This window comes from Ponticaulis koreensis DSM 19734, from assembly GCF_000420665.1.
In the GTDB taxonomy this organism is placed as follows: Bacteria; Pseudomonadota; Alphaproteobacteria; order Caulobacterales; family Hyphomonadaceae; genus Ponticaulis; species Ponticaulis koreensis.
Genome location: NZ_ATVJ01000001.1, coordinates 411,700 through 433,840, shown reverse-complemented (window position 1 = coordinate 433,840; position 22,141 = coordinate 411,700). Strand labels below are relative to the sequence as shown.

At 55.9% G+C, this 22,141-nt stretch carries 26 protein-coding genes; 21 read left to right on the top strand and 5 right to left on the bottom strand.

The features are described from left to right. Position 1 precedes the first annotated feature (1 nt). The gene (locus G523_RS0102330; RefSeq protein WP_027441387.1) at positions 2-451 is read left to right on the top strand and encodes a YcgN family cysteine cluster protein; all 450 of its coding nucleotides are present in this window, start codon (positions 2-4) and stop codon (positions 449-451) included. A 112-nt stretch (positions 452-563) separates the two neighbouring features. Next, entirely contained in the window at positions 564-1,178 is a 615-nt protein-coding gene (locus G523_RS0102325) for a glutathione S-transferase family protein (protein ID WP_022693409.1), read from the top strand. 53 nt (positions 1,179-1,231) lie between these two features. Here G523_RS0102325 and G523_RS0102320 read toward each other — a convergent pair whose 3' ends face one another. Continuing rightward, the gene (locus tag G523_RS0102320) at positions 1,232-3,526 is read right to left on the bottom strand and encodes a TonB-dependent receptor (RefSeq protein WP_022693408.1); all 2,295 of its coding nucleotides are present in this window, start codon (positions 3,524-3,526) and stop codon (positions 1,232-1,234) included. A 229-nt stretch (positions 3,527-3,755) separates the two neighbouring features. Between G523_RS0102320 and ruvC the strand changes: the two genes are divergently transcribed. The 5 genes from ruvC to G523_RS0102295 all read left to right on the top strand — a co-directional run bounded on the left by ruvC (position 3,756) and on the right by G523_RS0102295 (position 6,878). After that, on the top strand, positions 3,756-4,256 hold the full coding sequence (ruvC, locus tag G523_RS0102315) for a crossover junction endodeoxyribonuclease RuvC (protein WP_022693407.1): 501 nt from the start codon (positions 3,756-3,758) through the stop codon (positions 4,254-4,256). Then, complete coding sequence (ruvA, locus tag G523_RS0102310) at positions 4,253-4,876, top strand: Holliday junction branch migration protein RuvA (RefSeq protein WP_022693406.1); 624 nt, start codon at positions 4,253-4,255, stop codon at positions 4,874-4,876. The genes ruvC and ruvA overlap by 4 nt, the downstream gene beginning before the upstream one ends. Beyond that, on the top strand, positions 4,873-5,898 hold the full coding sequence (gene ruvB, locus G523_RS0102305) for a Holliday junction branch migration DNA helicase RuvB (protein ID WP_022693405.1): 1,026 nt from the start codon (positions 4,873-4,875) through the stop codon (positions 5,896-5,898). The genes ruvA and ruvB overlap by 4 nt, the downstream gene beginning before the upstream one ends. Positions 5,899-6,224: 326 nt before the next feature. Further along, positions 6,225-6,395: a hypothetical protein gene (locus tag G523_RS20800; protein ID WP_022693404.1), complete on the top strand. Its 171-nt coding sequence runs from the start codon at positions 6,225-6,227 to the stop codon at positions 6,393-6,395. 174 nt (positions 6,396-6,569) lie between these two features. Continuing rightward, complete coding sequence (locus tag G523_RS0102295) at positions 6,570-6,878, top strand: GIY-YIG nuclease family protein (RefSeq protein ID WP_027441384.1); 309 nt, start codon at positions 6,570-6,572, stop codon at positions 6,876-6,878. 30 nt (positions 6,879-6,908) lie between these two features. Here the strand turns inward: G523_RS0102295 and G523_RS0102290 are convergent, their stop codons facing one another. The 3 genes from G523_RS0102290 to G523_RS17585 all read right to left on the bottom strand — a co-directional run bounded on the left by G523_RS0102290 (position 6,909) and on the right by G523_RS17585 (position 8,350). Then, positions 6,909-7,337, bottom strand: coding sequence for a hypothetical protein (locus G523_RS0102290; RefSeq protein ID WP_022693402.1), 429 nt, complete (start codon positions 7,335-7,337; stop codon positions 6,909-6,911). A 173-nt stretch (positions 7,338-7,510) separates the two neighbouring features. Next, the gene (locus G523_RS0102285; protein WP_022693401.1) at positions 7,511-7,942 is read right to left on the bottom strand and encodes a hypothetical protein; all 432 of its coding nucleotides are present in this window, start codon (positions 7,940-7,942) and stop codon (positions 7,511-7,513) included. 54 nt (positions 7,943-7,996) lie between these two features. Continuing rightward, on the bottom strand, positions 7,997-8,350 hold the full coding sequence (locus tag G523_RS17585; protein WP_022693400.1) for a DUF983 domain-containing protein: 354 nt from the start codon (positions 8,348-8,350) through the stop codon (positions 7,997-7,999). Between G523_RS17585 and G523_RS0102275 the strand changes: the two genes are divergently transcribed. The 11 genes from G523_RS0102275 (at position 8,349) to G523_RS0102225 (ending at position 18,708) form a co-directional block, all read left to right on the top strand. Beyond that, on the top strand, positions 8,349-8,867 hold the full coding sequence (locus G523_RS0102275) for a YbgC/FadM family acyl-CoA thioesterase (RefSeq protein WP_022693399.1): 519 nt from the start codon (positions 8,349-8,351) through the stop codon (positions 8,865-8,867). The two genes, G523_RS17585 and G523_RS0102275, sit on opposite strands and share 2 nt — an antisense overlap. Positions 8,868-8,987: 120 nt before the next feature. Then, a complete protein-coding gene (gene tolQ / locus G523_RS0102270; RefSeq protein ID WP_027441381.1) occupies positions 8,988-9,707 on the top strand; it encodes a protein TolQ in 720 nt (239 codons plus the stop codon). A 3-nt stretch (positions 9,708-9,710) separates the two neighbouring features. Further along, the gene (locus G523_RS0102265) at positions 9,711-10,154 is read left to right on the top strand and encodes an ExbD/TolR family protein (RefSeq protein WP_022693397.1); all 444 of its coding nucleotides are present in this window, start codon (positions 9,711-9,713) and stop codon (positions 10,152-10,154) included. A 5-nt stretch (positions 10,155-10,159) separates the two neighbouring features. Then, positions 10,160-11,068: a hypothetical protein gene (locus tag G523_RS0102260; protein WP_022693396.1), complete on the top strand. Its 909-nt coding sequence runs from the start codon at positions 10,160-10,162 to the stop codon at positions 11,066-11,068. 20 nt (positions 11,069-11,088) lie between these two features. Further along, positions 11,089-12,453 carry a Tol-Pal system beta propeller repeat protein TolB gene (gene tolB, locus G523_RS0102255; RefSeq protein ID WP_033232266.1) on the top strand — a complete coding sequence of 455 codons (1,365 nt, stop codon included), beginning with the start codon at positions 11,089-11,091 and terminating at the stop codon, positions 12,451-12,453. 116 nt (positions 12,454-12,569) lie between these two features. Next, complete coding sequence (gene pal, locus G523_RS0102250) at positions 12,570-13,127, top strand: peptidoglycan-associated lipoprotein Pal (RefSeq protein WP_022693394.1); 558 nt, start codon at positions 12,570-12,572, stop codon at positions 13,125-13,127. A gap of 78 nt (positions 13,128-13,205) precedes the next feature. After that, the gene (locus G523_RS0102245) at positions 13,206-14,207 is read left to right on the top strand and encodes a tetratricopeptide repeat protein (protein ID WP_022693393.1); all 1,002 of its coding nucleotides are present in this window, start codon (positions 13,206-13,208) and stop codon (positions 14,205-14,207) included. After that, positions 14,191-15,543: a tRNA lysidine(34) synthetase TilS gene (gene tilS / locus G523_RS20015; RefSeq protein ID WP_022693392.1), complete on the top strand. Its 1,353-nt coding sequence runs from the start codon at positions 14,191-14,193 to the stop codon at positions 15,541-15,543. The genes G523_RS0102245 and tilS overlap by 17 nt, the downstream gene beginning before the upstream one ends. Before the next feature lie 55 nt (positions 15,544-15,598). Next, positions 15,599-17,497, top strand: a complete 1,899-nt coding sequence (gene ftsH, locus G523_RS0102235; RefSeq protein WP_022693391.1) for an ATP-dependent zinc metalloprotease FtsH — start codon at positions 15,599-15,601, stop codon at positions 17,495-17,497. Between the two features lie 65 nt (positions 17,498-17,562). Further along, positions 17,563-18,387, top strand: coding sequence for a bifunctional hydroxymethylpyrimidine kinase/phosphomethylpyrimidine kinase (thiD, locus tag G523_RS0102230; RefSeq protein ID WP_022693390.1), 825 nt, complete (start codon positions 17,563-17,565; stop codon positions 18,385-18,387). A 3-nt stretch (positions 18,388-18,390) separates the two neighbouring features. Then, positions 18,391-18,708, top strand: a complete 318-nt coding sequence (locus G523_RS0102225; RefSeq protein ID WP_022693389.1) for a hypothetical protein — start codon at positions 18,391-18,393, stop codon at positions 18,706-18,708. A gap of 2 nt (positions 18,709-18,710) precedes the next feature. Here G523_RS0102225 and G523_RS0102220 read toward each other — a convergent pair whose 3' ends face one another. Next, positions 18,711-19,160 carry a DMT family transporter gene (locus G523_RS0102220; protein ID WP_033232567.1) on the bottom strand — a complete coding sequence of 150 codons (450 nt, stop codon included), beginning with the start codon at positions 19,158-19,160 and terminating at the stop codon, positions 18,711-18,713. A gap of 128 nt (positions 19,161-19,288) precedes the next feature. Between G523_RS0102220 and G523_RS0102215 the strand changes: the two genes are divergently transcribed. From G523_RS0102215 to lpdA, 3 genes are all read left to right on the top strand, one after another. Next, positions 19,289-20,101 (top strand): PhzF family phenazine biosynthesis protein, encoded by an 813-nt coding sequence (locus tag G523_RS0102215; protein ID WP_022693387.1) that lies wholly within the window; start codon positions 19,289-19,291, stop codon positions 20,099-20,101. Between the two features lie 34 nt (positions 20,102-20,135). Further along, positions 20,136-20,495, top strand: coding sequence for a hypothetical protein (locus G523_RS0102210; RefSeq protein ID WP_022693386.1), 360 nt, complete (start codon positions 20,136-20,138; stop codon positions 20,493-20,495). Positions 20,496-20,607: 112 nt separating this feature from the next. Further along, positions 20,608-22,014: a dihydrolipoyl dehydrogenase gene (gene lpdA / locus G523_RS0102205; RefSeq protein ID WP_022693385.1), complete on the top strand. Its 1,407-nt coding sequence runs from the start codon at positions 20,608-20,610 to the stop codon at positions 22,012-22,014. Positions 22,015-22,141 lie beyond the last annotated feature (127 nt).

Here is a 22,141-nt window from a genome sequence, read left to right as displayed (position 1 = left end):
AATGACTGACAAGTGGTGGGAAACCGTTCCGCTCAAGGATATGAGCGAGGACCAGTGGGAAGCCCTCTGTGATGGCTGCGCGAAGTGCTGCCTTGTGAAGCTCGAGGATGAGGACACGGGCGAGATCGCCTATACGCGTCTTCACTGCAAGCTGCTCGACGCTGAGACGTGTCGTTGTTCGAATTATGAGAACCGCAAGCAGTTCGTTCCTGATTGCGTAAAGCTGACGCCGGATAATCTGGGCGCGCTGAAATGGATGCCGAAGACGTGTGCGTATCGTCTCATCCATGAAGGCAAACCGTTAGAAGACTGGCATCCGCTGGTTTCCGGTGAGCAAAGCTCTGTCCACCGGCAGGACCACTCTATTATGGGGCGGACCGTCTCTGAAGATACGGTCTTTGAAGGTGACGAGTTCGACTGGATTGTCGACTGGGAGGGTAACGAGCCCTAGCGCCTCGCGGCGAAGCATTCAGACGACGTGCACCGGAATGTGACATTCGGTGCTTTGCGCGAGATGGCTGACGGAGCTAGCAGTACTCACACCAGTTTATCAGGAGGGTGTGATGAAATTGATTGGCATGTCTGATTCCCCGTTTGTGCGCCGCGTTGCGATCAGCGCGAAACGCCTGGGGCTTTCTTTTGAGCATGAGCAGATTTCGGTGATGCGTCAGTTCGAGGCCTTCAGCGCGTACAATCCGCTCGTTAAAGCGCCGACGCTGATTACGGATGACGGCACGGTGCTGATGGAATCGACGGTCATCCTGGAATATCTGGAAAAACGGGCAGGGCCGGACAAAACGCTCTTCCCCGAAGCGCTGTCTGATTTTGTGAAAGGCCAGCGGGTGATTGGTCTCGCGCTCATCGCTTGCGAGAAGACCGTTCAGATCGTGTATGAGTACAATATGCGCCCCGCTGACAAAATGCACCCGGAATGGCTGACGCGTGTCGAAACCCAGCTGGGGGAAGCGTATTCAGCGCTGGATAAAGAGCTCGAAGGGCTGTCAGCGTTCCTCGGTGGAGACGAACCAACTCAGGCGGATATTACAGCTGCCTGCGCGTGGGGCTTTACGAGGCTGGTTTATCCAAACCTTTCAGAACCTACGGCCTATCCGTCCATCGCTGTGCTCTCTAAGCAGGCGGAGGCGCTGCCGGAGTTCATTTCCACACCGCTCGTTTAAACAAAAAAGCCGCGAGCATGGCCCGCGGCTTTTCTTATTGGACGGAGGGTCTTTTAGAATTCCTGAGAGACACGTACGCCATAGAATTGCGGCGCGCCAGAGATGAAGGTTGGAATTCCGAACGCATCGCCGGTGTTGCCAGCGTCAATCAGATATTCTTCATCAAGCGCGTTGGAGATGTACGCTTCAATGCCGAACCCGTTTGCAAAGTCGAGCTGTGCATTGAGGTTCAGAAGACCATAGCTGTCCTGACTGATTACCGCGCGCTCTGTGTTGTCGAAATAGACTTCAGACTGCCATGTATAGCTAGGCACCAGTTTGAGGTCCGCAAAGCCGAGATCGAACAGAAGACGGGCTGAGACAGATGCCGTCTGGTCCGGTGACAGGCGCAGTGAGTTTCCAGCGAATGGCGCACCTGCTTCATTGTCGAAGCGAGCATGGTTGTAGCCATAGTTCGCTGTCAGCGCGAGCATATCGTTTACAGCCCAGATCGCCTGCGCTTCGAAGCCGTTAGATGTTGCATCACCTGCGTTGATCGGTTCGATCAGGCCGGTTGTCGCATTCACCTGCGTGCTCTGGAAGTTCGAGTAATCATAGCTGAAGACAGACGTTTCAACGCTGAGATTACCGTTGAGGAACAGGCCTTTCAGGCCAAGCTCGAACGCGTCGACAATCTCTGCATCCAGTGTCGCAAAACCTGCGCTTGGCGCCGATGCAGAGGCCGTGATGACCTCAGGACGGCGACCGCGTGCATAGTTTGCATAGATGTTGACGTTATCAGTCGCCGCATAGCTGGCTGCAACGCGGTATGTGAAATCATCAAACTCGTCAGAGGCGGAGATCAGGCCGTTGGAATCCTGTACGAACAGGCCACCAAATGTCAGATTGCTCGGGCCGTTCAGAAGCTCAACGAGAAGACCAGACTCTTTCTCGTCACGTGTCCAGCGGATACCGCCTGTCACTTCCAGACGATCGGTCACGTCATAGCTGACATCTGCGAACAGATCGATGGACTGGGTCTCGCCGAAGTTTGTAAAGGCTTCATTGTGGATCGGCTTGAGCGGTACAATCAGGGTGCCGCCGCTTTGTGCGAACGCTGTAAGATTGATTGCCGGAAGTGTGTTCACGTCCGGAACTGTCGGTGGCACGAGAAAACCGCCGAGTAATGCCTGAACAGCCCGTTCGTCGAATGTCAGGGGCACGTATTGTGACCCGGTTTCATCGAAATAGCTGATGCCCGCAAAGCCGCGAAGACGCTCGCCGCTATCATAGTTGACGCGGAATTCCTGAGAGAATTGCTCGCCCTGATAATCTTCGGCGAAGATAAGAAGGTCGAGCCCAAAACCGTCCGGGTCGAACACTTCAAGGCTATCAATGTCACGATAGCCGGTGGTGGAGGTGAGCGAGAGCTGGTCGTTGATCTCCCATTCGCCGATTAGAGTTGCGCTGGACACGATGCGACGCAGGCCAAGGTCCTGACCGTTCAGGAAGTTGCCAAAAGTGTTGAGGTTCGCCGGATCCCAGGCATCGGTGCTGCCATCCGGGGTTGGCTCGAAGGCGCCGGACTTAAAGCTCGTACCAGACGGGTCGTCACGCTGATAGTTCAGGATCAGGTCGAACGACAGATCTTCGCGCGGCGTGTAAGTCAGTGAGCCGCGAACTGCTGCCATATCCTGACTGTTGAAGTGATCCTGAAATGGCGTGACGCTTTCCACATAGCCTTCACGTTCACGCAGGCGACCGGCCAGACGACCGGCCAGAACACCGTCAATGATTGGACCGGTGACATAGCCGTCTACATAACGCTCTTCCAGATTGCCAATGCCGATTGTTGCTGCACCGGAGAGTTCAAATTCCGGGCGGGCCTGGATAACATTCACACCGCCGATGAGCGCACCGCGACCGAACAGGGTCGGCTGCGGGCCTTTAGCAACTTCGACGCGCTCAATGTCGAAGAGTTCGACAACCGAGCCACGTGAGCGGGAGATCGAAACGCCATCCTGAAAGATCGCGATGCGTGGCTCAATATTAGCTTCGCCTGAGTCAGATGTAATGCCGCGGATTACGAAACCCGGATTGTTCGGGCTCTGCTCCTGAACTTCAAAACCCGGAACGAAACGGGCAACCTGATCGAACTCGTCGAGGCCGAGATCATCAAGCACTGAGGCATCAATCGCGGTGACGGCAACCGGTACATCGCGCAGGCTTTCTTCACGCTTCTGGACGGTGACATAGATCGTATTTGCAATAAGCGGTTGGTCGTTGGCAGGAGCATCCTGTGCGAATGTCGGAAGGGACAGGGCGCCAAGCCCGATCAGCGATGCAGTACCAAAGAGGAAAGATTTCATGATGCACTCCGCAAGCATTGAAGTATTGGCGCGGAGCTAAGCGAGAGCTGCGAAGCTTTCGCGACAGTAATGTTTCAGATGAATGACAATTGGTGACGTGGGCGTCATTCCAATACGCTGTGGATTTTGGGGCACATTCTTCACGAGGGTTCTGCCCGGCCTTGACCTTTGTGGAACAAAACGAGAAACATTAAGTCACGATTCACCATTTCAGGCGCAGATACGACTTATGGGAACACCAGTCAGAATTCTCGGGATTGATCCCGGTCTGCGCCATACAGGATGGGGAATGATCCTCTCTGATGGCCCGCGTTTGTCATGGGTGGCACATGGCGTCATCTCACCTGATCCGACTTTGCCATTGGCTGAACGCCTCGCTGTCATTTTCAACGGCGTGAATGAGCTTGTATCCCTGCATCAGCCGCATCTGGCGGGCGTCGAGGAAACGCTGGTGAATGCCGGTGCGCAGAGTGCGCTGAAACTGGGGCAGGCGAGGGGCGCTGCAATGACTGCGCTGGCAGTGTCTTCTGTTGAGGTGTCCGAGTTTGCGCCGCGCCGTATCAAACAGGCAATTGTCGGCACAGGTAAGGCCGACAAAGAACAGATCGCCTTTATGGTGCAGCGGCTCCTTCCACGCGCAGGCGGTGTAAAGAATGATGCGGCGGATGCCCTCGCGACGGCAATCTGTGCGGCCCATTACCGGCCTGCTCTGGTGCGAGGCGTGGCATGATCATTGGCTGGCTTAAAGGCGAAGTCCTCTCAACAGGGGCGGACACGCTTCTTATCAATGTGAACGGCGTTGGCTATGTCGCGTTGGCCGGGTCTTCGCTTCTGGCAAAGCTCGCGCCGGGGCGTGAGGCGGAGCTGCACATCGAGACGCGCGTTACCGAAAACTCTATCCAGATGTTTGCGTTTGAAAGCGATGAGGCACGAGCCTGGTTTGTCCGCCTGACCGATGTGCCGGGCGTGGGCGGCAAGGTTGCGCTTGCCGTGCTGGATGCGCTGGGGCCGAATGGTCTGATGGACGCTGTGACGCTCGGCGATGCGGCAAGCCTGACCCGCGCTAAAGGCGTTGGTAAAAAGGTTGCCGAACGTATTGTGGGCGAGCTTTCCGGTAAAGCACCGCCCCTTGGCCGGTTCGGTACGCTGCCGGGCGCGGTTCATGCGGGCGATAAAAAAGCTCCAGTCGCCGCGCCAAGCGGTGCACGTGCCGAAGCGGTTTCCGCGCTCGTTAATCTCGGCTATCAGCAGGTAGATGCCGCGCGCGCTGTTGCGGCCGCTGCGCAGGGCGCAAAGGAAGATGATGTGTCTGCGCTCATCAAGGCAGGCCTGAAGGAGCTTTCTGCTTGAACGACGCTGAACGCCTTTCCAGCCCCGAGCTGCAAGCTGGTGAAGCGCTGGACAGAGCGCTGCGCCCGCAGACCTTTGACGACTATGTCGGTCAGGGCCGCGCCAAGTCGAACCTCAAAGTCTATGTCGAGGCTGCCCGTAAGCGCGAAGAGGCGCTGGACCATGTTCTTCTGTTTGGTCCGCCTGGCCTCGGTAAAACAACGCTGGCACAGATTCTTGCCAAAGAGCTTGGTGCAGGCTTTCGCTCAACCTCCGGCCCCGTCATCGCCAAGGCGGGCGACCTTGCGGCTATCCTGACCAATCTTGAGCCGAATGATGTGCTCTTCATTGATGAGATTCACCGTCTGCCAGCCGCTGTTGAGGAAATTCTCTACCCGGCGATGGAAGATTATGCGCTCGACATCATGATCGGCGAGGGGCCTGCGGCGCGGTCTGTGCGGCTTGATCTTGCGCCGTTTACGTTGGTGGGCGCGACGACGCGGGCAGGCCTTTTGGCAACGCCATTGCGCGACCGTTTCGGCATTCCGATGCGGCTTGAGTTTTATGAGCCGGAAGATCTGGCGCGTATCGTTCGCGCAGCTGCCGCTAAGCTGGATGTGACGATCACTGAAGATGGGGCGCTTGAAATTGCGAGCCGTGCACGCGGTACACCGCGTATCGCGCTTCGTCTGTTACGGCGTGTGCGCGACTTTGCAGACGCTGAAGGCTCTGCCATCACCAAAGAGGCGGCTGACCGCGCGCTGAAACGTCTTGAGATTGATCCTGACGGTCTTGATGCGCTGGACCGTCGTTATCTGCATGCGCTGGTGAAAACCTATGCGGGCGGTCCGGTGGGCGTCGATACGCTGGCCGCGGCGCTTTCAGAAGCGCGCGACGCGATTGAAGACGTGATCGAGCCTTATCTCATGCAGAAGGGCTTTGTCGCCCGCACCCCGCGTGGCCGAACCGCGGCGCCCGGCGCGTATGAGCGCCTTGGCATTGCGCCGCCGCTCGCGAAACCGACTGGCGATCTGTTTGAGTGATGCGGTCGCTTTTTATCTCCGCTGTTGCTTTCTTGATTGCTGTTCCGGCGAGTCACGCATGCTCTTGTTTCTATGGGCATACGGCAGAGGCGTTCGAGTCTTCAGATCTCGTTTTTCAGGGGAGCGTTGTGCGAGCCGACGGCTATCGTCGCGAGCCATTAGTGTTCAGCGTACAAAACGTCTGGAAAGGCGATGCTACGGGAACGGTTTCATTGCGTCATAGCGGATCGTCTGCAGCTTGTGGGTTAAGTCATTGGGGAACTGATAACACCGTTGTTTTTGCGCGTAGGGATGCGTCTGGAGAAATTTGGTCTGGTCTGTGCTCAGTGAGGCTAGCGGGAGATGAACTTACAGACGAGCTGGACCGGCTGCGTTCCAACGGCGCAACTGCGGAGCAATTGGATGCGGCCGAACAGGCGTATGACGATTACCGCAACGCATTTGGTTGGTTTGGCCCAGAGGGCTATCGTCCTCTTGGTGATGCATCAGTGGATTAATGCGCCTTCCCGGTGCTCGTCACCGGGAACCATCTCCCGTTTGATTTAGACGGGGTTTGTAAGCATATGGAGGCTTGGCGCTGGGTCCCAAGGACGAGCCTTGGGACGTCGTGGAATGAAACAAAGCGTCATGATCGACCGGGATGTGCAAGTTTTTATGCTCAGGGGGCGCTGATGGCGAAGTATGATTTCATCGCCTGTTATATTCTGGCGAACCGAAAGAACGGGACGCTCTATACCGGCGTGACGTCAGATTTGTTTCAGCGCATAGAGCAACACAAGCTGGGCAAAGGGTCCGTCTTTGCGGCCAAATACGGCTGTGACCGTCTGGTGTGGTACGCGCGCTTTCCTGAAATGGCGCCGGCGCTCCAACGTGAGCGAACTATCAAAGGCTGGCCCCGGCAGTGGAAGATCAATCTAATTGAAGAACACAATCGGTTTTGGGATGATCTGTCTGGCCAGCTTTCGGAGTATGGCTGGTAGGCGCGTTGATGGTTCAAGTGCTTCCATAATCTAACGCAAGAACCCCCGCAGTTTCATCATGATGGAATAGGCGCATTCGAACACAAGCACTGCCAGAATGACGCCGCTAATGATCATATCCTGATCGGTCAGGGTTGGTGGCGGGTGGAAGTGGAATGTACCTGACAGCGCCGCGCCATAGCTGAACAGGGCAATCACGAACACCAGCGTTGAGATGCGGCTTTTCAGGAGAAGCAGGAGTGAGCCTGCCACGCTTAGCCAGATGCTGAGCGCCCAGGCCACGACAAACCATTGCGGGAGTGACTGGTAATAAGCGATCTGCTCGGCAGTGAAGGCTTCCATATACCAATCCACATTGAGCTTGGTCATGGTGTAGTCAAAGCCGCCAAAGGCGTTCCAGAGCAGTGTGATGATGCCGACCACCCAAAGGTGCCAAGGCGTTTTCTTTTTCTCTGACATGAAAGCCCCCGCTCAGTATCGTTAACAGGACGATAGCCAGAGGCTTGCATTTGTCACGTGAGTTCGCGTGAGCGGCGAGAAGGCGCGTGATATTGGGAATATTTTGCTGCGGATCGGTCATTTGACGGCCAATCCGCACGCAGAATGAGCGGTTCGTTTCTGCGGACAACGCTTTAACGCAGAATACCTCGCTTGGTCATCGAGCTGGAATACCAGACCTCGAACAGAAGAACGGCCGTGATAACGCCCGTGAAAATATAATTGGCTGTCGTGACATCTGGCACAGTATTGAGCGCAAACGAGTAGATCGTTCCAAAAATGTATCCGACCAGCGAAATCGCGAACACCGGAAAGGCGAGCTTGTTTCGTAACAGAATGAAAATGGACCCAAGAACGCTTGTCCAGATGCTGATCGCCCATATCGCGGTAAACCATGCCGGCAGGGCTTCGTAATAGGCGCGTTGCTCATCGGTGTAGCCCGACATGTAGAATTCGGTGTTGAGTTGGGTGAAGATGTAATCCAGCCCGCCGCCTGCGAAATTCCAGATAAAAGTGATGATGCCCACCACCCAGATATGCCATGGTGTTTTTATGGTCTCAGACATGAAAGCCCCCTCTGATTATCCCCTAGGAAGATAATAGCCGGGCTTGGAAGTTTGTCACCTCGCCGTGCGTTTCTGTTCCATATGCCAGAGCGCGCCCAGCCAGCCGCCCTTCATCAAAGCGAGCAGGCCGAGTGCTGTGCTCACCATGAAAATGAGAAGGAGCGGGAAGACGAGCATGGCATGTTCGCCAGCTTTGAGTGACGCCAGGAAAATGAGTGGAGCGTAGAACGGACCCAGCGACAGCACTGTCAGCCAGGCCGGGCCGTCAGCTACCATATCGTGATTGAACGCCTCGCCGCAATGCTGACATTCCGGCTGCAGCTTCAGATATCCGGCAAACAGCTTTCCCTCGCCACAGGCGGGGCATTTGCGGCACAGGCCGCGCGTGATCGGGATGAAAGCTGACATGCGCCGAGCTTTACATGGCTTTGCACCAGATGACAGCTCATTCAAACCTTGCTACCGGCTTTGCATGACGACACTGCAGCTTGATGATCGCAATTTCGACGCCGATAAACAGCACTGGACGCCCGTGCGTGTGTATTACGAGGACACTGATTTCACCGGCCTCGTTTATCACGCCAATTATCTGAAATATTTCGAGCGCGGACGGTCGAACCATCTGCGCGATGCGGGCGTGACGCATAAGTCTCTACTCGAGCGCGATGACCCTGCCGCTTTTACAATTGTGAAGGCTGATGTGGACTTCAAAAACGCCGCACATGTCGAAGACGAGCTGATGGTGCGTACCCGCTATATGGGCGTGAAGGGCGCACGCATCTTCTTTGATCAGGCGGTGCTGCGTGATGAAACCCTGATCTGCGAGGCCAGGATCATTGCAGTGACCATTCATTCGGATGGACGCCCGCGCAGACCTATTCCGGAAATCGCAGAACTACTGCAAAGCTACGTCTATCAATCATAAAAATCATGAAATCGCAGTCACGTGCGTCGATTGTCTTGATTTTGCCAAGATGGTTGCCGACACAGTCTAAGCCCGCTTCTTTGCCGGGGTGACAAGCATAAGAAAGAGTTGGACGCGTCCATGGAAACTGAAGCACTACAGGCCGTAACCTCGCACAATTTCTCGCTTTATGAGTTGTTCCTCAGAGCGGACATCATCGTCAAAGGCGTTATGGGCCTTCTGGTTCTGCTGTCGATCTGGTCTTGGGCGATCATTCTGGAAAAGTTTGGCTCGATTGGCGGCGCGATCAGCCGAGCGAAGAAATTCGAAGGCGCGTTCTGGTCCGGCCAGCCGCTGGAAGATCTTGATGATAGTGTGATGTCCGACAAGAAAGAGGCGATGGCACGTGTGTTCGTGTCGGCCCGCCGCGAGTGGCAGGATGCAAGGCGCGTTTCAAATTTCTCCGATAGTCAGAGCGCCGCGCTGGTAAACCGCGCAGAGCGTCTCATGCAGGCGGCGACCGACCGTGAAATGTCCCGACTTGAAGGCGGGCTTGGCGTGCTGGCGACAATTGGGTCTGTCTCACCGTTCGTAGGTCTCTTCGGTACCGTCTGGGGGATTATGAACGCCTTCCGCGAGATTGCGGGCACGGGCTCTACCAACCTTGCTGTTGTCGCGCCGGGTATTGCCGAGGCGCTGTTTGCGACCGCACTCGGCCTCGTTGCAGCTATTCCGGCGGTGACCTTCTACAACAAATTTGCCTCCCAGCTGGCGGGCTTCGGGGATCGCCTCGATACCTTCTCGCAGGAATTCATCGTGCGCCTGTCGCGCCGTCTTTACGAGCGCAGAGGCGAGGGCTGATCCATGGCCATGATGATGCAAGGCGGTGGTGGCGGAGGACGCAGAGGGCGTCGACGTCGCGGCCTGAATTCCGAGATCAACGTCACGCCATTTGTGGACGTCATGCTGGTGCTGCTGATCGTCTTCATGGTGACAGCGCCGCTGCTTGTCACGGGTATTGATGTCGCTCTGCCGAATGCCCAGGCGCGTCCATTGCCGCAAACGCAAGGCGAAGTGCTGGCTCTGACGATCACAGAAGAGGGCGTCATCTATCTGCAGGAAGAGGAAATCTCCATGCAGGAGCTGCGCCCGCGGCTCGCGGCGATTGTGTCTACCGGCTACTCCCAGCGCGTCTATGTGCGTGGTGACGGTGTCGTGCCGCTGGAAATTGTCGCGCAGGTGCTCGCAGCGATTCAGGCGGCCGGCTTTAACAGCGCGGCCATCGTGACAGATTCCAACGCAGGCTGAGCTGTATGAAATACGCGCTTCCTGTTTCCATTCTCGTACACGTCGCGATCGGCGCGTCCGGACTTTTTGTCTGGAGCACGGCGCCGCGCGAAGGTGTGGAAACATTCGTGGAAGTGCCGCTTGATATCGTGAATATCGCTGAAGAAACGAATATCCGTGAAGTCCGCCGCCCCGAGCCTGAGACCCAGCCTGAGCCTGAAGAGGAAGAAGAGCTGATCGACCAGGAAGGGGAAGACGAAGAGGATACGATTGTTCCGGCAGATACGGCGCAGGCACAGCCCGAGCCGGAAGAAATAGAAGACGTTCCGCCTCCTCCACCTGAAGAAGAGCCACCTGAAGAAGAGACGCCGCCAGAGCCTGAGGAAGAAGAGCCCGAACCGGTTCGCGAAGAGCCGCCTGAAGCGCCGGTGACACGTGCGCCGGAACCAGAACCGGAAAATGATGATCCGTTCGGTGATTTGATTGATGAAGTCGAAGAAACGCTCAATCAGGATGTGACGCGAGAGCCGCCGACACGCCGTAACCGGAATGCGTCAACCACCGAATTGGAAGATCAAGATCAGGAAGACCAGCGCGGCGCGGGTGCGCAGACTGGTAATACGGCAACGGTCGTCGACTTTATCGTATCCTACATCGAAGAACAGGATTGCTGGCGTTCTGTTTCCGACCTGCCGGACTGGCAGAACCTTGATGTGACGGTTTCTTTCCGCCTTGATGCTGAGGGCAATATCACGCGTTCGCCGCGCGTTACCGGATCCTCGCGTCCGGTTAACTCAGATCGCTTTATCCGGACGGCAGCTGACCGCGCGATCCGCGCGATCCGGAACTGCGAGCCGTTTCCTATGAGCGAGCAAAATTACGAATTCTGGCGTGATGAAGACATCGTGCTGACATTTAACGAAGACACATTCTGATTCCGATTGGAGGAACACACATGGCACTAAAGAGAATGATTTTGAGCCTTGGGGTGGCGGTCACGGTAAGTATGGGCCTCGGCGCACCTGCGATGGCGCAGCTCGAAGGTGAAGTGACGCAGGCTTCCGCGCGTGAGTTCCGCGTCGCGCTACCAGACTTCAACGCAAACACTCCGGAAGCTCAGGCGCTGGCAGATCAGATCACCGCAATCATGCGCAATGACCTGCGCTCGACGGGCCTGTTTGATCTTCTGACACCGGATTCCTTTATCCAGCAGGATCTCTCTGTTCTCGTGCAGCCGCGCTTTGCCGACTGGCGCATTATCGACACAGAGTCGCTGGGTATTGGTGAAGTCGAGATCATGGATGACGGGCGTATGCGCGTCGCCTTCCGGCTTTGGGATACGGCGCAGGAGCAGGAGCATCTCCTCTCCGGTCGTCGTGGTCGCCAGTATGTAACGACTTCTGAAAATCTGCGCCGTGTCGCGCACGTTCTGGCTGATGACATCTATACAAGCCTGACAGGTGATGAAGGCTATTTCGATAGCCGCATCGTCTTCATTGCTGAATCCGGCCCGCGTACAGCGCGTGTGAAACGCCTTGCGATTATGGATCAGGATGGTGCAAACGCTGAGTTCCTGACAAACGGACAGCACACAGTTCTGACGCCGCGTTTTTCACCGTCTGACCAGACGATCACTTACATGACGTATGAGCGTGGTCGTCCGCAGGTCTACCTCTTTGATATCGAAACAGGCCGTTCAGAGGCGCTGGGTCAGTTCCAGGGCATGACTTATGCGCCGCGTTTCTCGCCAGATGGTAACTCCGTCATCATGGCGCAGGCAGATAACGGTAATTCCGACATCTACATTATGGATCTGAACAGCCGTCGCCGCACGCGCCTGACAGACCACCCTGCCATTGATACCTCGCCAAGCATGTCTCCGGACGGGGATGAGATTGTGTTCACCTCTGACCGTGGAGGCACACCGCAGCTTTATGTGATGAACCGTGACGGCTCCATGCGCACCTGTCCGTCAGGTGGCCGCGACGTGGCTTGCCGCATTACTTTCGGTAGCGGTCGTTACTCAACGCCGGTCTGGTCTCCACGTGGTGATCTGATCGCCTTCACGCGTCAGGCAAACGGTCGTTTCTATATCGGCGTGATCGAGCCGGATGGGGAGGGTGAGCGCCTTCTGACCGAGGCTTATCTGGACGAAGGTCCGGCATGGTCTCCGAATGGCCGCGTGATCATTTTCTTCCGCGAAGACCGCCCGGGTGCAAGCCCTGCGCTTTACACGGTCGACCTCACAGGCCGCAATTTGCGCCGCCTCAATACACCGGGCGACGCATCTGACCCGGCATGGTCCCCAACTCTCCGATAATTCATTGGGCAAATGAATTCGAATTTGTCACTCTGAAATCAGGACATTGGTCTCAGAGTTGACAAATTCCCAACTTAGAGACTGAGATACGCAAGAAGGTTGTGGAAGGGTCCCAAATGAAAAACAAAATGTTCAAGTTGGTTTCGGTCGCGGGCATCGCACTTGCACTGGGCGCATGTGCTTCAAATCCGCCAGTTGAGGAAGAAGTTGCGGTTACAACACCGCCGCCAGTGCGCGATACAACGCCGCCACCCGTGCGCGATGAAGTTGTGACATCACGTGAAGTGGTTCAGGGCCCGCCTCCAGGCACGGTTCAGGATTTCATCGTCAATGTGGGTGAGCGCGTCTATTTCGACACAGACCGTTACAACCTCGACGCAGACGACATGGCTGTTCTGAACCGTCAGGCAGCATGGCTGCAGGCTTATCCGACTGTTCGCATCATGGTTGCGGGCAATTGTGACGAGCGCGGCACACGCGAATATAACCTCGGCCTTGGGGAACGCCGTGCGAACTCTGTGAAGGATTACCTCGTTTCTCGCGGTATCTCTGCAGACCGTATCGAAACCATTTCTTACGGTAAGGAACGCCCGATCGACGGACGCTCTACGCCGGAAGCATGGGAAGTGAACCGTAACTCTCACACGCAAATTGTGAGCGGTCAGGTCGGTTAACTCCCGGCACTGCTATTAAAAACAGAAAAAGCAGGGCTGCCTCATTTCAGCCCTGCTTTTTTGTGTATGAGTTGAGCCATGAAACACGCACGTCATTCCGTTCTCGCAGCACTGGGACTGGTGCTCCTTTCCGCTCCTGCCATGGCGCAATCCAACGCGCCGATCCGTTTCGGTGAAGGCAGTTCTTCCTATCAGACGCAGCAGGATATGCAGGATCAGTTATCTCGCCAGAGCGCGCGGGTGGTAGATCTTGAAGCCGAAATCTCCCGCCTCACGGGGCGTATAGAGCAGCTTGAATACCGTCTGTCTGAAAGTGAAAATGCCCGCGAGCAGTTGCAGGAAGATTTCCGTAGCCTGAACGAACGGATTGATACGATCAATGCGCGCCTCGCTGCAGGTGCCAGCTCGGTGAACTCGGGGCAGGCTCCGACAGGCCAGCCGCGTCCATCCTTCCAGCAGGTCGCGCCGGAAGTTCCAACAGGTCCGCGCAATATCCAGACGCGTGACGGAAGTGTCCGCTACACCCAGCCGGGACGCCCTGAAACGGCTGTGCCGAACACTTCGCCCGATGGTCAGACCGCTCTCTCTGGCGGTCGCGCTGCCACAGGCTCAACGCAGACAGCTCCATTTACACGCGGTCCGGACGGACGCTTGCCAGAAGGCAGCCTTGGCACTCTGCCAGCAAGTCAGCTTCCGGGTGAAGCGGGCGCGCTTTACGAACTCGGACGTAACCGCCTTCTGAATTTTGATTATACAGGTGCCGAGCAGGCATTCCGCGCTTTTCTCGACGAGTTCGGCGATGATCCGCAGGCTGGCGAGGTCCATTACTGGCTTGGCGAAGTCCTCTATCAGGAAGGTGACTATGAAGGCTCCGCGCGCTTCCTCACCTCTTTTGTGCGTGACTTCCCAGAAGACCCGCGCCGCGCGGATGGCGTAGTGAAACTCGCCCGCGCGCTGGTTGAGGTCGGCGATACGAACCGCGCCTGTCAGTTCCTCTCGCGCATCGACCAGATTGGTGATGTGTCCGCACGAACAATGCAGGCAGCCAATGTGCAGGAACAACTTGCCGGCTGTAACTGAACGATCTGACGTGAAGGGCCGGTCTGTTATTGAGCGGCTCTCACAGTTTGTCTCTTTCTATGAAGACGATTTAAGCGGCGGGCTATTGCTCGCCGTTTCCGGTGGCAGTGACTCGCTGGCGCTACTCTATGCGTTTGCCAGTCTCCCAGACGTCATCAAGTCCGCTATGCGTGTTTCAACGGTAGACCATGGGCTGCGGCCTGAAGCGCGCGCCGAGGCTGAAATGGTCGGTGATGTCTGCAATCGGCTTGATATTCCTCATGACATTCTGACCCTCAAATGGGACGACGCTGCAAGCGTCTCGCAGGCGCAGGCAAGGCGCGCGCGATATGCAGCGCTGGCAGCCAATGCCCGTGCACATGGGCTGGCTGCGATTGCCACAGGTCACACCTATGATGATCAGCTGGAAACGGTGTTCATCCGTGAAGGCGCAGGATCGGGTCTCTATGGCCTTGCGGGCATGGCAGATGTCGCGCCGTTGCCCGTCTGGCCTGAAGGGTATGACCTCTCCTTGGTGCGTCCGCTGCTGACGGCAGGGCGACATGATTTGCGTGAGTTTCTGAAGAGTTTTGGCGCAGAATGGGTGGAAGACCCGTCCAATACCAATACTGCGTTTGAACGCGTGCGGGTGCGCAATCTGCTCAGCGATAATCCTGATGAGGTCAAACGGCTGGAAAGGGTGCTCGGTCATGCAATCTCCCAACGCATAAGCGATACCGATCAGATGACTGGCTGGGCGGCTCAACACGTCGATTTCCTCGTCGGCGGAGCAGCCGAATTTGACGTGCCTGCATTTTTGAAACTGGAGCCAGCGCTGCGCCTGCGATTTCTGATGGCGCTTCTGACGGCTGTCGGCGGGAAAGAGGCTTTGCCGCGTCAGGAAAAAGCAGGGGCACTGATTGATCTGTCGGGCTGTGAAGCCGGGCGAACGCTGCATGGTTGCCGTCTGCAGGTGCGTGATGGAGTTTGTCTCGTTGCACCGGAACCTGTTCCGCTCGCAGACGTTTTGAGTCTCGAACCTCAAAGCTCTGAAGTCTGGAAAGGGCGAACCCTGTTAACTCGAGCCGACAATTGCGGCGGGCAATCATTGATCGCCTCATGGGAAACGCGAGAAGTGCCGCGTTCGCTTGATAGGGGAAGTCTGCCGCGCTACGATATCAGACATAGTCTGCCGGTCATTCTAAATGATGCCGGTGAGGTAACTGAAGTCCCACATTTGGAAGATGGCGCGTCAGTCTGCCCAAGAGACCTTTCGCAGGCGCGCTTTTATAAGCTTTTGCAGTTCAAAGCGCAGTTTTTTGCGACTGAAACTCGCCAAAGGGAGTCGTTTTCCTGATATTCCTTACCTATGTTATACAAAGCAACGTTTTTGAAGAAGAAAGCCTGAACACATGAACATGCGCAATATCGCCCTCTGGGCTGTCATTGCTGCCCTTCTGATCGCACTCTTTTCGTATCTGCAGCCGACAGATACAGCAGAGCGCGGCACCCAGATCAGCTATTCTGAACTCCTTGAGCGCGCCCGCAACGGTGAAGTGCGCAGCGTGGATGTGGATGGCTACACCGTTCATGGCGTCACAATCACCGATCAGCGTTTCACCACGCGCGCCTACTCGCAGGATCACCTTGTCGAGCAGATGGACGCGGCGGGCGTGAATATTTCCTATGAAGAGCCAGGCGGCGGCTTCAATATCTGGGATCTGGTTGGTTCTATTCTTCCGTTGATCATCATCGTTGGCCTCTGGTTCTTCCTGATGCGTCAGATGCAGGGCGGCGGTGGTCGCGGTGCGATGAGCTTTGGCAAATCCAAGGCGCGCCTTCTGACCGAACGTCATGGCCGTGTGACATTTGATGATGTCGCGGGCATTGATGAGGCAAAGGAAGAGCTTCAGGAGATCGTTGAATTCCTGAAAGACCCTTCAAAGTTCCAGCGCCTTGGCGGTAAAATTCCTAAAGGCGCTCTGCTTGTTGGCCCTCCGGGTACGGGTAAAACCCTGACAGCACGTGCTGTTGCGGGTGAAGCGAACGTTCCATTCTTCACGATTTCCGGTTCGGACTTTGTTGAAATGTTTGTGGGCGTTGGCGCAAGCCGTGTCCGCGACATGTTCGAGCAGGCGAAGAAAAACGCACCATGCATTATCTTCATCGACGAGATTGACGCTGTCGGTCGTTCGCGTGGCGCCGGTATTGGCGGCGGCAATGACGAGCGCGAGCAAACGCTGAACCAGCTGCTCGTTGAGATGGATGGCTTCGAAGCTAATGAAGGCATTATCATCATCGCGGCTACCAACCGTCCTGACGTTCTGGACCCTGCGCTTCTGCGCCCGGGCCGTTTTGACCGTCAGATCACTGTTGGTAATCCGGATATTATCGGCCGTGAGAAAATCCTCAAAGTCCACATGCGTAACGTTCCGACGGCGAAAGACGTCAATGCGAAGGTTATCGCGCGTGGTACGCCGGGCTTCTCGGGTGCGGATATCGCGAACCTTGTGAACGAGGCAGCGTTGCTGGCTGCACGCCGCGGCAAGCGTATGGTCTCCATGAAGGAGTTCGAGGACGCGAAAGACAAGGTCATGATGGGCCCTGAGCGCCGCTCAATGGTCATGTCTGACAAGGAAAAGCGTCTCACAGCTTACCACGAAGCAGGGCACGCCATTGTTGGTCTGAAAATGCCGGCAACGGACCCTGTCCACAAAGCGACGATCATTCCACGTGGCCGTGCGCTGGGTATGGTTATGCAGCTTCCGACTGACGACAAGCTGTCTCAGACCCGTCAGGAAATGACATCGCGTCTGGCTGTTCTCATGGGTGGCCGCGTTGCTGAGGAAATCGCGTTTGGCGAAGAGAATGTCACGTCTGGCGCGTCTTCTGACATCAAAATGGCAACACGAATTGCCCGTGCAATGGTCACCCAGTTTGGTCTGTCCGATGAAGTTGGCCCGATTGATTATGGCGAAAGCGATGACCCTTATCGCCCGACCCAGATTTCGCAGGAAACGTCCAAGAAGATTGAGGAGCAGGTCCGCCATCTCGTTCAGACGGGTATGGATGAAGCCCGCCGCATCATGACTGATTATAAAGATGATTGGGTTGCGATTGCTGAAGGTCTTCTTGAGTACGAGACACTGACCGGCGACGAGATCAATGATCTGCTCAACGGTAAAAAGCCTGAACGTCCTGAGGACGAAGATGACATGCCAGGCCCGTCTTCTGCGGTACCGATCACCGGTTCGCGCAAGAAGAAAGACGGTGATGGCGGTGTCGGCGACGGCTCACCTGAACCGGCATAAATCTTACAAAAGCCCGGCTAACTGCCGGGCTTTTCTCTCAAAGTGATACGCTCAGGTTTGGGAAAGTGACAGAAACAAGATCAGCGAATTCGCCGGCACGTATTTTATCCGTCGCGGGATCTGATTCTGGCGGTGGGGCGGGTATTCAGGCGGACATCAAAGCCATCGCTATGAATGGCGGTTTCGCGATGACAGCGGTCACCGCAATCACGGTGCAGAATACGCAAGGCGTGTACAGCGTCATTCCTGTTCCGCAAGATGCCATCGCTGGGCAGATCAAGGTGACGCTGTCTGATATCGGCGCTGATGTGATCAAAACCGGCATGCTGGGTGACAGAAAAACAATCGAGACCGTGTCGGGCGTTCTGAATGATTTTGCGGCTGAAACGCCTCGCGTGATTGACCCTGTCATGGTGGCGACCTCTGGTGACAGATTGCTGGCGTCAGATGCTGTCGACGTGTTGAAAAATCTTCTGGTTCCGGGCGCATTTCTGCTGACGCCCAATGTACCGGAAGCTGAAATTCTGTCGGGGAAAGCCGTCGAAAGCGTTGATGGCCAACGCCGCGCAGCAGAACGTATGCTCGAAACGGGCGCCAAAGCAGTGCTTGTTAAAGGCGGGCATGTCGGCGGGGATGTCATCGTCGATGTACTGCAGACAGAATATGACGAGTTCTTTTTCGAAAGCCTGCGCATTGAAACGACCAGCACGCATGGAACGGGATGCACGCTCGCGTCTGCAATCGCCACACATATCGGTTTGGGCAAAGCGCTTCCGGATGCGGTTGCCGCCGGGCGTGACTATCTTTTGAAGGCGATTGAAAGCGCGAAACCGCTCGGGCAGGGACATGGACCGGTCAATCATGGCTGGCCACTGGAAGCCGAGCGCTAAGGCATGCGTCGCTTTAAGTTGATGGCGGACTACGAAGCATGGCCGATCTGGGAAACGTCAGGCGGGCAATACTGCAATGTCGATCCGGCAGTGCTGGGGCTTGCTGAAGCACTGGTGAAGCGGATTGAAGAGTGGGCGGACGCGTATTCGGCGACTTTTAATCAGACCGATCCATCCCGATCAGGATTTAACACGCCGGACGCGCAGAGCCGCTTCGAACATGAGGGGCTTGCGATCTGGTGGGCGCTTCAGGCGGCATTGCCCGAGGCCGAAATAAGTTATTTCTCTGAGAGCTTTCAGCGGCTCTACGGCCCGAAATAGATTTAGAAGCGGCGCACCAGATAGACGCCGACAATAAGAAACCCGACGCCCAGCAGACGTAGCGGTGTGGCGGGACGCACCGTCTGACCAAAAGCACCGAACTGGTCATAGAGAACCGCGGCCAGAAGTTGGCCTGCAATAACGGCGCTCACCCACGCAGCAACGCCAATACGAGGCACTGCAAGCGCCGAGCTTGTGACCATGACCGCACCTAGCGCGCCGCCAATCCATGCCCACCAGGGAAGTGATGATACCGCATTAGAAAATGCGAACCGGTTTCCCAGTAGCGTGTTCACAATAACCAGACAGGTCAGCCCGACGCAGAAGGAAACCGTCGCCGCCTGAACCGGCCCGCCTATGGCTGCGCTCAGCCGACCATTGATCGCGCCTTGAGCGGCGATCATCATGCCGGACGCAAGCCCGAGGCCGATGAGTAGATTTGCCCAATGCATATACATACCTTTGTTCGCTGCGGCCGACCTTAGAATTTCTGATCGAGATAGCAGAATTGAATTCTGGTAAAATCAGAAAGCCGGTCTAATCATTGTGAGAGAAGGTACATCCTGAAAGGATCAAATCCATGGCTGAATATCCTATTTTTCAGATTGATGCGTTTGCGGCTCGCGCGCTGATGGGAAACCCTGCCTGCGTTATGCCTATGGATGCCTATCCTGACGATGAGGTTCTTCAGGCGATCGCCGCAGAAAACAACGTGCCTGAAACGGCTTTCATTGTGCCTGTCGAGGGCAATCGCTGGAAGTTGCGCTGGTTTACGCCAACGGTTGAGGTGCCGCTCTGCGGGCATGCAACGCTCGCTTCAGCACATGCTTTGTTTGATCATATGGACTTTGACGGGTCGAAGATCATTTTCGAAACGCGAAAAGCCGGAGAGCTGATCGTTCAGAAAACTGAAGTCGGCTATCTGATGGATTTTCCTGCACCAGCAATAAGCAAAACTGAAATCACCGAAGATATTGCGGAGGCGCTGGGCGCGCGCCCTGTCGCAGCATGGGCGGGCTCTTTCTTTGCGGCCGAGTTTGCCAGCGTCGAAGAGGTTCTGGCGCTCAAGCCCGACCTCTCCAAACTGGCTGCACTGAGCGGTGAGGGTAGATGGGAGCGGGGCAATTTCGGGTGTTTCGCCGATGGTGGCGAAGATGTTGATGTGACCTCCCGCTTCTTTGCCCCGGGTTCCGGCATTGATGAAGATCCAGCCACGGGCAGCTGGCATTGCATGCTGACAGCCGTCATGGCTGAGCGAACAGACAAATCGACCTTCCGATGCTTTCAGGCATATCCGGGACGAGGCGCGCGTATTGATACCCGCCTTGATGGAGACCGGGTGCTTCTTGCAGGGCAGGCGGTGACCATCATTGAGGGCATCTTCAAACTCTGATCCGTGCTAGGGTGCCGATCAGGGAGGCCCTGAAATGATGAGAATTATCTTCACTCTGCTGATCGCGGCATGCGGCGCATACCTTTTGTATCAGGCTGGCGTGTATATTAATTTTATCATGGCGCGCCGCCCTGACGGGTTGGAAAGTCTGACGTCGGACATTCCGTTCCTCCTGCGTTTTGTGGGCACTCTGCTACTCCTGTTGGGGGCATTGATCGGTCTGGCAGGAAAGCGCTGGCTCTCACGCCTCATGGTGACACTTGGAACGCTGTGTTTTCTGCTTCTGACTGGCGCGATTGTCGCCGTCGGCGGAGACGTGTCTTTATGGCTGGATGAGGCGATCTGGTCTGGTGTTCTGCTTGTCCTGACGGCGGGCATTTATAAGTTTCGATAAAACCGGAAGAAACCTGCCGGTTCAGCCCTTCTAATACCTCTTGGTCATTGACCTGTAGCCCTAGGGGAGTAGGAGAGGGGAAAGAAAATCCAAGCCAGCGAGTCTGAATAATATGTCTGAAACTTATGACGTCGTTATTATCGGGGGCGGCCCCGGCGGTTACAACTGCGCAATCCGTTGCGGTCAGCTTGGACTGAAAACTGCGATTATCGAAATGCGTGACACGCTGGGCGGTACCTGCCTCAACGTTGGCTGTATTCCTTCCAAAGCGCTTCTGCACGCGTCTGAGTATTACGCTGCTGCGAAGAATGACTTTGAAGGCATGGGTATTGAAGTGTCCGGCCTCGCTGTGAACCTTGAGAAAATGATGGCTCAGAAGGACGAGGCTGTGAAAGGCCTTACCGAAGGCGTCGCTTTCCTCATGAAGAAGAACAAGGTCAAGCACTATGCAGGCAAAGGTAAGATTGTCGGCAAGGGTGAAGTCGAGATCGAACTGAATGCTGGCGGCACTGAGAACGTCGGCGCGAAGAACATCGTCATCGCGACAGGCTCTGAGCCTGCAAGCCTGCCAGGTATCGAGATTGATGAAGAGCGCATCGTCACGAACACTGGTGCTCTGTCTCTGAAAGAAATTCCGAAAAAGCTGACCCTGATCGGGGCTGGCGTTATCGGTCTTGAGATGGGCTCAGTCTGGTCACGTCTTGGTTCTGAAGTGACAGTGATCGAATTCCTCGACCACATCATGCCAGGCGCCGACGCGGAAATCTCCAAACAGTCCAAGCGCATTTTTGAAAAGCAGGGTCTCAAATTCCGCATGGGCACGAAAGTGACCGGCATTGAGAAGCTGAAGACAAAGCTGAAAGTCTCAGTCGAGCCTGCGAAGGGCGGCGATGAAGAGCAACTGGACGCTGACGTCGTGATCATGGCGATCGGCCGTAAGCCGTATACTGCAGGTCTCGGCCTTGAAACAATCGGCGTTGGTGTAAACCAGCGCGGCGTGATCGATACGACTGATCACTTCAAGACGAATGTTGAAGGCGTCTGGGCGATTGGTGACTGTGTTGCTGGCCCGATGCTGGCGCACAAAGCTGAAGACGATGGCGCTGCCGTTGCCGAACTGATCGCAGGTAAAGCGGGTCACGTTGATTATGATCTTGTGCCAAGCGTTGTTTACACAAGTCCAGAGATTGCGTGGGTCGGCAAGAACGAGCAGCAACTCAAAGACGCTGGTATTAAGTACAAAACCGGCAAGTTCCCATTCATGGCGAACTCCCGTGCGCGCTGTAACCACGAAACCGAGGGTTTTGTAAAAATCCTCGCAGACGCTACAACTGACGAAATTCTCGGCGTCCACATGCTGGGCGTCGGCGTTGGTGAACTGATCGGCGAGATCTGTGTTGCGATGGAATTCAAGGCGTCTTCTGAAGACGTTGCGCGCACCTGCCATGCTCACCCGACTCTGTCTGAGGCGATCCGTCAGGCGGCAATGGGTGTCGAAGGCTGGACGATGCAGATGTAATCTGCGGCAATTTTCTCTCATGAAATGCCTTTCCTGTGATCAGGAGAGGCATTTTTTTTGGGCGATACTTTCTCTCGAAGCATTCTGATCGATTTATTGGGTGCGAATACTGACAATGAGGTCGATA

Excerpts from the sequence above, each read along its gene's own strand:
- G523_RS17585 (WP_022693400.1), bottom strand. The coding sequence starts at position 8,350 with ATGTCAGCTTTCATCCCGATCACGCGCGGCCTGTGCCGCAAATGCCCC.
- lpdA (WP_022693385.1), top strand. The coding sequence starts at position 20,608 with ATGTCTGAAACTTATGACGTCGTTATTATCGGGGGCGGCCCCGGCGGT.
- tolQ (WP_027441381.1), top strand. The coding sequence starts at position 8,988 with ATGGAAACTGAAGCACTACAGGCCGTAACCTCGCACAATTTCTCGCTT.
- G523_RS0102285 (WP_022693401.1), bottom strand. The coding sequence starts at position 7,942 with ATGTCTGAGACCATAAAAACACCATGGCATATCTGGGTGGTGGGCATC.
- tolB (WP_033232266.1), top strand. The coding sequence starts at position 11,089 with ATGGCACTAAAGAGAATGATTTTGAGCCTTGGGGTGGCGGTCACGGTA.
- ruvC (WP_022693407.1), top strand. The coding sequence starts at position 3,756 with ATGGGAACACCAGTCAGAATTCTCGGGATTGATCCCGGTCTGCGCCAT.
- G523_RS0102215 (WP_022693387.1), top strand. The coding sequence starts at position 19,289 with ATGGCTGAATATCCTATTTTTCAGATTGATGCGTTTGCGGCTCGCGCG.
- G523_RS0102320 (WP_022693408.1), bottom strand. The coding sequence starts at position 3,526 with ATGAAATCTTTCCTCTTTGGTACTGCATCGCTGATCGGGCTTGGCGCC.
- G523_RS0102260 (WP_022693396.1), top strand. The coding sequence starts at position 10,160 with ATGAAATACGCGCTTCCTGTTTCCATTCTCGTACACGTCGCGATCGGC.
- G523_RS0102330 (WP_027441387.1), top strand. The coding sequence starts at position 2 with ATGACTGACAAGTGGTGGGAAACCGTTCCGCTCAAGGATATGAGCGAG.
- G523_RS0102295 (WP_027441384.1), top strand. The coding sequence starts at position 6,570 with ATGGCGAAGTATGATTTCATCGCCTGTTATATTCTGGCGAACCGAAAG.
- pal (WP_022693394.1), top strand. The coding sequence starts at position 12,570 with ATGAAAAACAAAATGTTCAAGTTGGTTTCGGTCGCGGGCATCGCACTT.
- G523_RS0102210 (WP_022693386.1), top strand. The coding sequence starts at position 20,136 with ATGATGAGAATTATCTTCACTCTGCTGATCGCGGCATGCGGCGCATAC.
- G523_RS0102325 (WP_022693409.1), top strand. The coding sequence starts at position 564 with ATGAAATTGATTGGCATGTCTGATTCCCCGTTTGTGCGCCGCGTTGCG.
- G523_RS0102220 (WP_033232567.1), bottom strand. The coding sequence starts at position 19,160 with ATGCATTGGGCAAATCTACTCATCGGCCTCGGGCTTGCGTCCGGCATG.
- G523_RS0102290 (WP_022693402.1), bottom strand. The coding sequence starts at position 7,337 with ATGTCAGAGAAAAAGAAAACGCCTTGGCACCTTTGGGTGGTCGGCATC.
- G523_RS0102245 (WP_022693393.1), top strand. The coding sequence starts at position 13,206 with ATGAAACACGCACGTCATTCCGTTCTCGCAGCACTGGGACTGGTGCTC.
- G523_RS0102265 (WP_022693397.1), top strand. The coding sequence starts at position 9,711 with ATGGCCATGATGATGCAAGGCGGTGGTGGCGGAGGACGCAGAGGGCGT.
- ruvA (WP_022693406.1), top strand. The coding sequence starts at position 4,253 with ATGATCATTGGCTGGCTTAAAGGCGAAGTCCTCTCAACAGGGGCGGAC.
- G523_RS0102225 (WP_022693389.1), top strand. The coding sequence starts at position 18,391 with ATGCGTCGCTTTAAGTTGATGGCGGACTACGAAGCATGGCCGATCTGG.
- ftsH (WP_022693391.1), top strand. The coding sequence starts at position 15,599 with ATGAACATGCGCAATATCGCCCTCTGGGCTGTCATTGCTGCCCTTCTG.
- G523_RS0102275 (WP_022693399.1), top strand. The coding sequence starts at position 8,349 with ATGCGCCGAGCTTTACATGGCTTTGCACCAGATGACAGCTCATTCAAA.